At 48.7% G+C, this 12,208-nt stretch carries 15 protein-coding genes and 1 pseudogene; 7 read left to right on the top strand and 9 right to left on the bottom strand.

Annotation, left to right across the window (positions count from 1 at the left end):
* Positions 1 to 26: 26 nt before the first annotated feature.
* Positions 27 to 524: a hypothetical protein gene (locus BBB58_RS01125; protein WP_074034967.1), complete on the bottom strand. Its 498-nt coding sequence runs from the start codon at positions 522 to 524 to the stop codon at positions 27 to 29.
* 110 nt (positions 525 to 634) lie between these two features.
* Between BBB58_RS01125 and BBB58_RS01120 the strand changes: the two genes are divergently transcribed.
* Positions 635 to 1,291, top strand: a complete 657-nt coding sequence (locus BBB58_RS01120; protein ID WP_074034966.1) for a TVP38/TMEM64 family protein — start codon at positions 635 to 637, stop codon at positions 1,289 to 1,291.
* Positions 1,292 to 1,321: 30 nt separating this feature from the next.
* On the opposite strand, the gene queF is transcribed toward BBB58_RS01120, so the two are convergent.
* From queF to queC, 4 genes are read right to left on the bottom strand one after another with little or no spacing between them, the layout of a single operon-like run.
* A complete protein-coding gene (gene queF / locus BBB58_RS01115) occupies positions 1,322 to 1,810 on the bottom strand; it encodes a preQ(1) synthase (protein WP_074034964.1) in 489 nt (162 codons plus the stop codon).
* 11 nt (positions 1,811 to 1,821) lie between these two features.
* Positions 1,822 to 2,532 (bottom strand): 7-carboxy-7-deazaguanine synthase QueE, encoded by a 711-nt coding sequence (gene queE / locus BBB58_RS01110; RefSeq protein ID WP_031424381.1) that lies wholly within the window; start codon positions 2,530 to 2,532, stop codon positions 1,822 to 1,824.
* Positions 2,514 to 2,972, bottom strand: a complete 459-nt coding sequence (queD, locus tag BBB58_RS01105) for a 6-carboxytetrahydropterin synthase QueD (RefSeq protein ID WP_015880475.1) — start codon at positions 2,970 to 2,972, stop codon at positions 2,514 to 2,516. The genes queE and queD overlap by 19 nt, the downstream gene beginning before the upstream one ends.
* The gene (queC, locus tag BBB58_RS01100; protein ID WP_074034962.1) at positions 2,969 to 3,616 is read right to left on the bottom strand and encodes a 7-cyano-7-deazaguanine synthase QueC; all 648 of its coding nucleotides are present in this window, start codon (positions 3,614 to 3,616) and stop codon (positions 2,969 to 2,971) included. Before queC ends, queD begins: the two co-directional genes overlap by 4 nt.
* 271 nt (positions 3,617 to 3,887) lie before the next feature.
* Between queC and nhaC the strand changes: the two genes are divergently transcribed.
* The 5 genes from nhaC (at position 3,888) to BBB58_RS01075 (ending at position 8,713) form a co-directional block, all read left to right on the top strand.
* Positions 3,888 to 5,264, top strand: coding sequence for a Na+/H+ antiporter NhaC (nhaC, locus tag BBB58_RS01095; protein ID WP_074034960.1), 1,377 nt, complete (start codon positions 3,888 to 3,890; stop codon positions 5,262 to 5,264).
* Positions 5,265 to 5,348: 84 nt separating this feature from the next.
* Positions 5,349 to 5,933 carry a DNA-3-methyladenine glycosylase gene (locus BBB58_RS01090; protein WP_074034959.1) on the top strand — a complete coding sequence of 195 codons (585 nt, stop codon included), beginning with the start codon at positions 5,349 to 5,351 and terminating at the stop codon, positions 5,931 to 5,933.
* A gap of 82 nt (positions 5,934 to 6,015) precedes the next feature.
* On the top strand, positions 6,016 to 6,528 hold the full coding sequence (locus BBB58_RS01085) for a type 1 glutamine amidotransferase domain-containing protein (protein WP_026824537.1): 513 nt from the start codon (positions 6,016 to 6,018) through the stop codon (positions 6,526 to 6,528).
* A 165-nt stretch (positions 6,529 to 6,693) separates the two neighbouring features.
* Positions 6,694 to 7,764: an MFS transporter gene (locus BBB58_RS01080; protein ID WP_074034958.1), complete on the top strand. Its 1,071-nt coding sequence runs from the start codon at positions 6,694 to 6,696 to the stop codon at positions 7,762 to 7,764.
* Positions 7,765 to 7,879: 115 nt separating this feature from the next.
* Positions 7,880 to 8,713 (top strand): undecaprenyl-diphosphate phosphatase, encoded by an 834-nt coding sequence (locus BBB58_RS01075; protein WP_074034956.1) that lies wholly within the window; start codon positions 7,880 to 7,882, stop codon positions 8,711 to 8,713.
* A gap of 161 nt (positions 8,714 to 8,874) precedes the next feature.
* On the opposite strand, the gene bshB2 is transcribed toward BBB58_RS01075, so the two are convergent.
* Genes bshB2 through pdxK form a run of 3 tightly spaced genes read right to left on the bottom strand, consistent with a single transcriptional unit; the run spans position 8,875 to position 10,773 of the window.
* Positions 8,875 to 9,525 carry a bacillithiol biosynthesis deacetylase BshB2 gene (gene bshB2 / locus BBB58_RS01070; protein ID WP_074034954.1) on the bottom strand — a complete coding sequence of 217 codons (651 nt, stop codon included), beginning with the start codon at positions 9,523 to 9,525 and terminating at the stop codon, positions 8,875 to 8,877.
* On the bottom strand, positions 9,522 to 9,893 hold the full coding sequence (locus BBB58_RS01065; protein ID WP_074034952.1) for a YojF family protein: 372 nt from the start codon (positions 9,891 to 9,893) through the stop codon (positions 9,522 to 9,524). Before BBB58_RS01065 ends, bshB2 begins: the two co-directional genes overlap by 4 nt.
* Before the next feature lie 55 nt (positions 9,894 to 9,948).
* The gene (pdxK, locus tag BBB58_RS01060; protein WP_074034950.1) at positions 9,949 to 10,773 is read right to left on the bottom strand and encodes a pyridoxine/pyridoxal/pyridoxamine kinase; all 825 of its coding nucleotides are present in this window, start codon (positions 10,771 to 10,773) and stop codon (positions 9,949 to 9,951) included.
* A gap of 186 nt (positions 10,774 to 10,959) precedes the next feature.
* Between pdxK and cbpA the strand changes: the two are divergent.
* Positions 10,960 to 11,594 (top strand): annotated as a pseudogene (gene cbpA, locus BBB58_RS01055) (cyclic di-AMP binding protein CbpA).
* Between the two features lie 12 nt (positions 11,595 to 11,606).
* Here cbpA and BBB58_RS01050 read toward each other — a convergent pair.
* Positions 11,607 to 12,146, bottom strand: coding sequence for a GNAT family N-acetyltransferase (locus BBB58_RS01050; protein ID WP_264093167.1), 540 nt, complete (start codon positions 12,144 to 12,146; stop codon positions 11,607 to 11,609).
* Positions 12,147 to 12,208 lie beyond the last annotated feature (62 nt).

Below are 12,208 nucleotides of genomic sequence, written 5' to 3'. Positions count from 1 at the left end.
AAAAGCGAAGGAATCCCTTCGCTTTTTTACATATATCGTGATGCATCAAATTCAATGTCAGTCTGATAACGGACGGCCTGAATGGCACTTTCGATTCGAATGGCACGCTTCTTAATATCGCGTGCTTTTAAACGATATAGTTCGGGGTCATATAAGGCGTGTTTGATCACGGTAACTCCGTGCACATAGTCTTTCTTCGGACGAAGCGATAATTTCTCATAAAGTCGTGCCTGGACACGTAACTGAATGGCGAGCTCGATTGCCTCGACGAGCGGGAGCGGACCGTCATGCGTCTCAACGACGGCTTGGACGTTCGCCTCTTGAATGAGACGGTCGAGCTGACGTAAGTCTAGACGAATGTGTTCAAGTTCCATCTCGATGTCTTGAAGGGAACGGGACTGAATGGTCGGAATGGATTCATTCGCTTGAAGCGAGATGAACGCCACATGCTCAATCTCTTCGGTCAATGTATCGATTTGCTCATGGAGCAACTGTTTCAATGTTAGGGCATCTGCAAGGTTCATATCGATTTCCTCCTTCTGCTTTTTCTAACCGTACCACATCGAGATGGCTGAAAAAAGGTGGATGACATCCTCGATTACGGGAATAAAAGCAAATAGAGAGGAGGAGGACGATGAAGAAGTGGAAGATACAATGGATGGTTGCACTCATCCTACTCCTGTTCGGGACGGCGACATTCCTTTATCAGTGGATTGACGTAAGCCCAGGCGATATTCGGGACTACATCATTCAATTCGGATGGTTGGCTCCGCTCATTTACATTTTATTGTTCACCGTTCGTCCGCTCATCTTGTTTCCCACGTCCGTCTTGTCGGTCGCCGGCGGCTTGGCGTTTGGGATGTTACCGGGCATCATCTATACCGTCATCGGGGCGACATTGAGTGCGCTTGTTGCGTATTATGTGGCAATTTATTTCGGCGATCGTTTCTTGCATCACTTCGAATCAACGAATTACGAAGCCATTCAGCATAAAATCGAAGAAGATGGTTTCTTTTACGTCCTCATCTTACGTCTCATCCCGCTCGTCAATTTCGATTTGGTCAGCTATGCTTCTGGTTTGGCAAAAGTAAACGTACTCGCCTATCTGTTTGCGACCGTCGTTGGTATGATTCCCGGGGCGTTCGCGAACAATTTTCTCGGGAGTAGTATCGCCAGTGGGGATTGGACGCTCATCGCCTTGGCATTTGGGATCATGCTCGTGTTGACGCTCGTTGCGACCGTGTTCCGCGAACCGATTAAGCGACAGATTCATCGCTATCAAAAAAAGTAGGCGACTCCAGATGGAGCGCCTACTTTTCAATTAACGGTTGTCAACCGTCTCTGGATACAGGTCATGGTTGAACAGACGATGCTCCGCCATTTTTTCGTTTTTTGTACCCGGTTTTCCGTAGTTGTAGTACGGATCGATCGAGATACCGCCACGTGGTGTGAATTTCCCCCACACTTCGAGATAGCGCGGTTCCATCAATTTCACGAGATCTTTCCCAATGACGTTGATGCAGTTCTCGTGGAAGTCACCGTGGTTACGGAAGCTAAACAAGTACAACTTCAACGACTTCGACTCGACGAGTTTCTCATCCGGGATGTATGAGATGTAGATGGTTGCGAAGTCCGGTTGGTTCGTGATCGGGCATAACGATGTGAATTCTGGTGCGTTGAATTTAACGAAGTAGTCGTTCTCAGGATGACGGTTCGGGAACGCCTCCAGAACGTCTGGTGTGTATTCAAAAATATAAGGGACGCTCTTCTGTCCGAGGAGCGAGAGGTCTTGTAAGTCTTCTGGTCTCATGTTCATTCTCCTTACACGCCACGTTCGTTGGCGTACAGTAATGTGTGTAGTTGCGGTAGGACGCGGACGCTTTGCCATGACGGATCACGTGCAACGTCTTCCCATAGTTGTTTCAAACGACGGAGCTGGGCATCGGTGATGTCGCCGTCTGCACCGGGCTCCGGGTTACCAGCCGACAAATACATGACGTCCGGTGAGTAGCGCTGCTGCACTTCTTTCGCGTAGGCAAGGTCCACTTCATCAAAGACAGCAACTTTGAATGTCGTCTGCTCCGGGCGCAACCGTTCGACGATAGCGTCTAGTTGCTCCCAGTTCGTTTTCATACCAGACGATGGAGGTTTTGGACTGAGGGTCACGTCATCGATTTGTGTGAGCCAGTCTTGATAGCGGCTGCCTTGCGTCTCGACGGCGAGTGTGACGCCTCGTTCTTTCAACTTCTCGACCAGGTCTCCCATAGCCGCGATAAGGAGTGGATTGCCACCCGAGATGGTGACGTAATCGTACATACCAAGTGCATCCAGGCGAGCAATCACCTCATCGGCTGTCAGCATGTCCGGTTTTTCTGAACCGTCCCACGTAAAGGCGGAATCGCACCACGAACAGCGATAATCGCAACCGGCGGTCCGAACGAACATCGTCTTTTGTCCGATGGCGCGTCCTTCTCCTTGAAAGGTCGGTCCGAACACTTCAAGAACAGGGATTTTCACGATTCCACCAACCATTCACGGCGGAACTCAGCGTAAGACGTTGGCGTTTCATACAGACGGACGAACTCGACACGGACGTCGCGTTCATTTGGCAAGTGTGTCGCCAGTTGTTCAAAAATCCAATAACACATGTTTTCTGCAGTTGTATTCATATAAGGGAGTGACTCGTTTAAATAGCGATGATCGAGATACGGCTCAAGCTCTTCTTTGAAGATCTTTTTCAAATCACCAAAATCGAGTGTCATGCCGCGATTGTCGAGAAAGCCGCTGACACCCATCTGGAGCTTATACGTATGACCATGAAGGGCACGACATTTGCCGTCATAGTCAAAGAGATGGTGCGCCGCGTCGAACGTTACTTCTTTGACGATTTGAACGCGATGCGGACAGTAGATGAGCGATCCTTCTTGCTTTGATTCGACACTGGTCGGAGCGAGGAATGGAGCATGTTTCATACGCGCACCTCCTCGTAAGCTGTAAGTCCGTTTTGACGAAGCTTACACGCCGGACATTCTCCACAACCTGAACCGATGACACCGTTGTAGCAAGTAAGCGTGCGTTCTTTGACATAGTCAAAGGCACCGAGTTCGTCGGCGAGAGCCCACGTTTCTTTTTTATCGAGCCACATGAGCGGTGTGTCGATGACAAATGGATAATCCATCGCTAAATTGAGTGTCACATTGAGTGATTTGATGAATTGGTCTCGGCAATCCGGGTAACCTGAAAAGTCCGTTTCACATACACCGGTCACGATGTGATGCATACCGAGTTGTTTGGCCATGACGGCTGCAAACGATAAGAATAGATGGTTGCGTCCATCGACGAACGTGTTTGGGACGTCCGCATTGTCGATGTCGAGATCGTGTCTCGTGAGCGCGTTTGAAGTGAGTTGTCCGAGTAGGGACAAATCGAGGATGTGGTGTGGGACATCGAGTTCTGTCGCAATTTCTTTGGCGACTTCGATTTCCGCATCATGGCGTTGACCATATGCGAACGTCACCGCCTCCACATGAGAGAATTGTTGTTTTGCCCAAAACAGGCAGGTAGTTGAATCTTGGCCACCACTAAAGACGACCAATGCTTTTTCGTGTTGCGGCAGGTAGTTGAATCTTGGCCACCACTAAAGACGACCAATGCTTTTTTTTTTTTTTATGAAGCACACTTCCTTTTCGCTAGTTTTGATGTCGGAGGAGGTTACGAACTCCGGAGGTCACCCTCAAGCATATAATTTATCATAAAAAGACGTTTGACAGGGAGAAAGGAAGCGAGTATAGTAAAAAACATCACTGACATGCTTTTGTGCATAAAAGCGTTTAAGCGGTTAGGCGAAATAATAAATAAAGAAGATATAACGAAAGGAGGGGACGTCGATGCAGATGAAAGGAAAAGAAGCTGTATTCGTCGTGTTGATGAGCGGGATTACCTTGCTCGCACTGATGTTTTTGGCCAAAGCGTCGCCACATATGGCGATTTTTGGCACAATGTTAATAGTAGGTGGATATGCGTATTATCGTTCACGCGACTTCAAACAGATTGAAACGGCGATGATCAACGGAATTCGTGAAGCGATCATGCCGGTGTTGATTTTGTTGTTGATTGGGATGCTCATCGGAGTATGGCAAATGTCCGGGACGGTCGCGACGATCCTCTCCATCGGTCTAAATACAATCTCTGCTGAATGGTTCTTGCCGAGTGTCTTGTTGATCACGATGATCGTCTCGACCTTCACAGGAAGCGCCTTTACAACCGTCGGAACGGTCGGTGTCGCCTTATTTGGAATCGGGACGGCACTAGGCATCTCGCCAGCGCTCGCTGCAGGTGCCATCGTGTCGGGTGCCCTCTTCGGAGACAAGATGAGCCCGTTGTCGGATACGACGAACTTTGCGCCGGCAGTGGCGGGGGTCAAACTGTTCGACCACATTCGCTTCATGATGGGGACGACGATTCCAGCGTTCATCATCACGTTGATTTTATTCACGTTCCTCGGACGTAGCGGTCAAACTGCCGACACGGCACAAATCGCAGAGGCGCAAGCCGCGCTCAGTGGACGTTTCGACCTCCCATGGCTCACGTTGATTGCCCCTGTGCTCGTCGCAGTGCTTGCGTTCCGTCGGATGCCGGTCTTACCGACGATGCTCGTTGGGATGTTCGCGGGTGTGTTGACGGCCGGTTTTGTTCAAGGAAACTGGAGCATCTCGAACTGGCTCGGTGTCATGCAGTCGGGCTTCAAATCAGGTGTCGAGAATGAAACGATTGCGACGGTACTCGATCGTGGTGGTCTTGAGTCGATGCTCTGGTCGGTCAGTCTCGTCTTGATCGCCCTCGCGTTCGGTGGCTTGTTACGTGAACTCGGTGTCTTCCAAGCCATCGTTGAATCGTTGCTCGAGCGTTTGAAATCACCAGGGAGCTCGGTCCTATCAGTCGTCCTCAGCTCGATTGGGGTCAACTTGCTCGCGGGAGAACAGTACTTGTCGATTCTCTTGCCGGGTCAGGCGTTCAAGCAAGGGTTTATCGATCGTGGGATCGACCCGCGCTACTTGTCACGGGCACTTGAAGATGGCGGGACCGTCATCAACCCGCTCATTCCGTGGGGAGTTTCTGGCGCATTCTTCGCAGCGACACTCGGCGTACCTGTATTGGAATACGCACCGTTTGCCTTCTTCCTCTGGCTCAGCCCGGTCTTCTCCATCATTTTGGGATACGTCCGATTGGGAAAGCAACGTGAATCGCTCAAAATCGCATCATAACGTCCAGGTGTCCTGCCATGCAGGGCATCTTTTTTGTGTGCAAGCTACGATTTTTGAGAAAATGAAACAAATGGAGGTGGAACCATGAAGCGACTCGATTTAGCATTTTATGAACAACCGACACTTGACTTGGCGCGTGCCTTACTCGGGCAATATTTGGTGAGGCGACATCCAGAAGGTGACATCATCGCGAAGATTGTCGAGACGGAAGCTTACCTCGGTGCCATCGACCGAGCAGCGCATAGCTTCGGAGGGCGTCGGACGAAGCGAACGGAAGTCATGTTTGGGAAACCGGGGCATGTGTACACCTATCAGATGCATACGCATACGCTCTTGAACGTGGTTAGTGGACCAGTCGGCACACCAGAAGCCGTCTTGATTCGAGCTGTCGAACCGATTCAAGGCCATGAATGGATTGCAACGAATCGTCCTGGGGTGAAGCGATATGACCAGACGAACGGCCCAGGGAAGTTGACGAAAGCACTCGGAATCACGATGGATTTATACGGTCATTCCTTTCAACAAGACCCACTCTATATCGTGGAGGGTGAGGCTGGAGTAGTGATTGAGGCGGGTCCACGCATTGGCATCCCGAACACGGGCGAGGCGCGTGACTATCCGTATCGATTTTTTGAACGCGACTATCCGTACGTCTCGAAGTTCCGTTGAATGCTCCTGAAGATGTTTAATTGATTCATGCCAGTGGAACAGTCCCTATGTGCATAAAACAAACAGAGGGAGTGTTTAGAACATGGCAAAAGTAGCAACGCTCATTACAGATATGTTTGAAGATGTAGAATTCACGGGTCCCCGTGACGCATTGGTGGATGCGGGACATGACGTCGTGACAATCGAGAAGAAAGCTGGCAACACGGTGGAAGGAAAGCAAGGAGAGGCGAAAGTGAACATCGATCAATCGATTGATGATGTATCGCCGGAAGATTTTGATGCCCTTCTTTTACCTGGCGGGTTCTCCCCTGACTTATTGCGAGAAGACGAGCGTTTTGTTTCGTTCGCCAAAGCCTTCATGGATGCGAAGAAGCCTGTCTTTGCAATCTGTCACGGACCACAGCTGTTGATTACGGCGAAGACGTTAGAAGGTCGTGACGCAACCGGCTATAAATCGATTAAAGTCGATATGGAGTATGCCGGAGCGAAATATGCGGACAAAGAAGTCGTTGTCTGTCAAAATCAGCTTGTGACGAGCCGTCAACCAGATGATATTCCGGCATTCAATCGTGAGATTCTCAACTTATTAAAATAACACGTCGACCACGAGAGGAATCTCGTGGTTTTTTTGTTTTTTTTTGAATAGACAAGTAAGGAGGAGATTTAAAAAAAAAAACGAGCACGTTCACCGAGTTAAGTTCGTCGAAACATTGTTTGGTTAGGGTGGATTCGTTGGTTTGAAGGGCTGATTCCCGCATACGTGATTGAACGGTTGTTTTGGGAATCGCGAGGCATCACCATTCAAGAAGTCGTCTACTTGGAGATGATCTATGCGCTCATCATCGTCTTGTTCGAGGTGCCGACCGGCGTGTGGGCGGACCGAACGACACGGCGTCGGCTGATTCAGGCAGGTGTAACCTTGGAGTGGTTATCGTTTTGGATCTTGTTATACTCGTTCACCTTCAGCGGATTTTTTGTCGCCATCTGCTGTTCGGCCATTGGGTCGGTCATTCGAAGTGGGGCAGAGAATGCGCTGCTATACGAGTCATTACAAGAAAGTCATGAAGCGTCGTCGTTCGAACGGGTTCTTGGAAAACTGAACGCGATTGGGATTATGGCCGCTGTGACGGCAGCATGGAGTGGCAGTATGTTGGCTCAATACCTTCCATTGGAGTGGAACTACAGACTTTCCATTCTCAGTTTATTGATGGCGACCGTGTGTAGCTTATTTCTCGTTGAACCCGTTCACGGCGAAGGAGAAGACCGATTGACGTGGCGGCACTTGTTGAAAGGATTTCAATTTGTGTGGTCTCACACATCCCTTCGTAACGTCACCATCGGATTTTTGGCAGCCGTGTCCGCATTCAATTTCATCGATGAGTTCTGGCAACTGTATGCACGTGATGTATACATCCCGATCTATTGGTTCGGTGCCATTTCAAGCGTCCTGCTTTTGATTCAGTTACCTGGTCAACTTTTTGCGGGGACATTTATACGATTTGCGTCATCCAAGCGTTGGTTAAACGGGTTCGGTTGGTTAATGGGCGGTGGATTTCTCCTAGTCGGGTTGTTCCCGAGTCCGATTGGAATCGGGGTGATGGGACTCCTAGCTCTATTGTATGGTGCGATGGAGCCACTCTATTTTGGGCTCTTGCATCATCAGGTGCCTTCCGATATCCGAGCGACGACGGAATCATCTGTCTCGATGCTATGGCATCTCGGTATCCTCGTGTTGGGGCTGGTCTTTATTGTAGGAACGATAGTGTCGCTATTTTTGGCGTTCATCTTAATTGGGCTTGTCGTTTGGTTCGTTCATGCGACCGCCCGATAATTTTTACAGACATGGGTCATAAGCCATGTCTGTTTTTACGTCTTAAGACGGACGAAAGATTGTGCCGAGAAGTGTATGATGAGAACAATCTTAACGAGTCAATAGGAGAAACAACGTGGAATGGTATGAATTATTTGTAGGATTTTTGTTAGGTGTCGTCGAGGGATTGACGGAATTTGCCCCAGTCTCGTCGACCGGTCATATGATTCTCGTGGACGGTCTCTGGTTGAATTCGAGTCAATTTTTAGGTCAGGAAGTAGCGAACACGTTTAAAATCGTCATTCAATTAGGGTCGATTTTAGCGGTCGTGGTCGTCTTTCGGGACCGGTTCAAAGCGTTACTGAATCCGAAGTCTTTGCTCACCCTAAGACAAAGTGGAACCGCGCGCCAATTCAATCTCGTACATATTTTGATCGGATTGTTGCCTGCTGGCGTCCTCGGTGTACTGTTTGAGGACTACATCGATACACATCTCTTCTCGGTCAAGACGGTGTTGATTGGGTTAGTCATTGGGGCATTCTTTATGATTGCTGCAGATTTATCCGGTGTGAAGCGTCAGACGACCGCTACGCTCGATGACATCACGTATAAGCAAGCACTTGGTGTCGGCTTGATTCAATGTTTTTCGCTATGGCCAGGGTTCTCACGGTCCGGTTCAACGATTTCTGGAGGGGTTCTCCTCGGAATGAGTCACCGGGCAGCGGCAGATTTTACGTTCATCATGGCGGTACCGATCATGTTTGGAGCGAGTGCATTGTCACTCTATAGCAAGTGGACGTATTTCACGCTCGATACGCTACCCGTGTTTGTCGTCGGCTTCGTCAGCGCGTTTTTATTCGCGCTTCTTTCGATTAAGTTCTTTTTGAAATTGATCAACAAAGTAAAATTGATGCCGTTTGCGGTCTATCGAATCGTATTGGCCATCGTGATTTACGTTCTTTACTTCTAAAAAAACACGTGCGAATAGCACGTGTTTGAAACCAATGAATGGAATTGTTCGTAAAGTCTAGAAGAGGTGAAAACATGGGACAAATCGTTGTAGTATTCGGAACGTTAATCGGTCTTGGGACCGTCGGGGCATTGCTTTATATGACCCGTCTAGCCTATGAATCATGAGAACGGATAATGATAGAAGCGCTCACGTTGGAGTAACTCCATGACGTGGGCGTTTTCTGCGTTATCGATCGCACGAAGCAGACCTTCCGTCTGAGACCGGTGGGCAAACAGGGCATCTTTCTTTTGTTCGCTCTCTTCCGTTACATCGACGATGACGTGAGGTTGTCCGAGTTCGTCTTCTGTGCGGCGGTCAAAGGCGACACCTAAGAACTTAGGGCGCGTCTCGCCCATCTCTTGAAGCGCTCGTACGACGGCACGGGCTGTCGCTTCATGGTCCGGGTGGACGGCATATCCTGGATAGAATGAGATGACGGTTTCCGGCTTCACTTCGTCAATCAATGCGCGGAAGCGACCAGCGAGCTCGGCCTCGTCCTCAAATTCGACGGTCTTGTCACGAAGACCCCACATACGCAGGTCCTCGATGCCCATCATGCGACATGCTTCTTCGAGTTCATGTTTTCGAATTTTCGGTAGTTCTTCACGTGTCGTAAAGATTGGAGAACCCATATTACGTCCCATTTCACCGAGCGTCAAACAGACATATGTGACGGGTAGTCCTTTTTGACGATGTTGTATAATCGTTCCGGCCGAGCTGAACGCCTCATCGTCCGGGTGTGGGAATATGACGAGTAACGGTCCATTCATTGATTCTCCACCTCCGATGCGCCTTGTGGGAGCGGCTTGATATCGATGTGCAGCGCACATGCGAGACGACCGAGACGATCGTGACCAGCGAGTAACAACTGTTCTTCGTGCATTTCATAGTCGGTCAATCCCTCGACATAGAGCCAACCGTGATCGAGTTTTAAACCGACACGATAGGGACCATTTCCTTTAATTTGACCGATGCTGTATTCGATTTTGGCATTACGGATAAACATCCCGGCGTTATGAAAGTCCGGGTCATTATGTGTCGCGTAGGCACCGTTCGTCGTCTCGACATGGACGAAAAGTGGTGTCGCGACGTGATTGTCTAAATAGTGCTGAATGTGATCAGGTTGAATCGCTTTCACGTCTGTCCCTCCAATGGAAAGGATGACCCGAAACACGTAGTTCCGGGTCATCTGTTTACGATTGTGTTGCTAATTTTTTACGGTATCCGGTATGGTTCGTCGGTCCAACGTATTGGTTGAGACGGAATGAATGACGAACGGCTTCTGTGATGAACTCTTTTCCGATTTCAATCGCTTCTTCGACCGTGTGACCGTTGGCGAGTGAGGCTGCGATGGCAGAAGAGAACGTACATCCGCCGCCGTGTGTGAACGCAGGCTCGATTTTTTCACTTTCAAGAAGGCGGAATTCGTTTCCGTCGTACAAGACGTCGAATGCTGTATCGAATCCGAGTTTGCCACCGACTTTGACGATGACGATCTCTGCGCCGAGTTCATGGATTAAACGAGCGGCTTCTTTGATTTCGTCCATCGTTGCGGGTGTTTTATCAAGGCCAGCGAGCATACGCGCCTCGAATAAGTTCGGTGTGATGATTTTTGCGACTGGTACGAGGTGTTGACGCATCGCGACCGCAACGTTCGGATCAAGAATCTCATCCGCACCTTTACATGCCATGACCGGATCGACGACGGCATTCTGGATTCCGTATTCTTTAATCTTCCGTGCTGCGAGTTCGATGATTTCAGGTGTCGGGAGCATACCTGTCTTCACTGCATCGACTCCAATTCCAGCGAGCACCGTATCGATTTGTTTCTCGATCAAGGTCGTGTCGATTGGAAAGACTTCGTGATTCCATGCGTTATGTGGGTCTTGTGCCACGATGACAGTCAAAGCTGTCATACCGTATACACCGAGTTCTTCCATCGTTTTGAGGTCGGCTTGGATTCCCGCGCCGCCGCTTGTGTCAGAACCGGCAATCGTCAATGCTTTTTTCATCGTCATTATCGTCCATCCCCTTTGTCTGTTTGGATAGTTTCACTATAACGACTTTTTTGAATTCCGACAAATGCAAGGATTACGAGAAGTGTTCATAACTTTTCAGAAAAAGTATGCAGGATATTCATCATATTTGGGGAATAATAATGAATAGGGTGTAGACCACTTTATTATTGGCTGGGAGGAAAACGCATGTTAGTGCATAGCTTATGTATCCCGAAGAAAGATGTTGTCACCATCAGTGAAAAGGCAACATTGCGGGAAGCGCTTCATACGCTTGAAGAAACAGGATACCGTTGTGTACCTGTTTTAGACGAGACGGGGAAATTTTTCCGCGGTAACATTTACAAGATGCATATTTATCGTCATGGAATGAACGGGGAAAACATGGACGATAATGTGATGACACTCATCAAGAATACACAAAAGTACGTCCATGAGTCAGATGGATTCTTTGAAGTATTTTTCTCAATCAAAGAGTTGCCGTACATTGCTGTATTGAAAGATGAGAGCAATGAATTTTATGGCATTCTTCCCCACGGTAAGATGCTCGGGATGCTCGAAGAAGCATGGAGTCGCGACACGGGTAGTTACGTCTTGACAATCGCCTTGAGCGAACAGGCTGGGGCACTTGAGAAAATCACGAAAATCGTGAACAAATATACATCAATCGCGAGCTTGATGACGCTCGATGCGAAAAGTAAAGTATTGCGACGGGTACTCGTGACACTACCACCAGACTGTGAAGAAGACAAAAAAAACAAGGTTGTCTCTAAGCTTGAAAAAAAGGCTTCCGGATTGTCGAAGTTGAGAACTTAAAGAACTAAGTCAAAACCCTTTCACTTGGCGTGAAAGGGTTTTTCGTCGAGTCGTTTTTCCATCCGAATATCGGACCAAAATTGACCGTCCCAGTAGGTGAAGTGCTCGATCCGGCCGATTTCTTGATATCCACATTTCGTATAGAGACGATGGGCCGCATGGTTGAAAGCGAATACGCCAAGTTCCATACGAGGTGTTTGTTTGGCTCGCAATTGCTCTTCTAACAAACGAAGAGCTTCTGTGCCAACGCCTTTTCCGCGACCTACAGATTCGCCGATGACGAAACCGAGCCAAGCTGTACCGGGTTCTTGTCGATATAAATGAGGCGGGTCATACATGACGTTCATTTCTCCGACGAGATGGTCATCTGCATAGATGAGGAAAATATCGTGCGTTAAGAGTCGTTCTTCTAAATCGTCAACCGTCATCTCATAATGGGCGGTCAATTCTTCTTTAGAGCGGCTCGGGCGAATAAGATGGACGATCTCAGGATCGTTATTCCAACGATTGAATGTATCGACGATGTCGCCGGATGCGACTGTTAATGGAACAAGTGAGATATTGATAGGTCATTCTCCTTTCTCGCTTGAACACATTCGATTCAATCGTCAAAATTCCTGCT

The sequence above is a fragment of the Exiguobacterium profundum genome (genome assembly GCF_001909285.1).
GTDB classification, from domain to species: Bacteria; Bacillota; Bacilli; order Exiguobacteriales; family Exiguobacteriaceae; genus Exiguobacterium; species Exiguobacterium profundum.
This window is presented reverse-complemented; position numbering and strand designations above follow the sequence as displayed.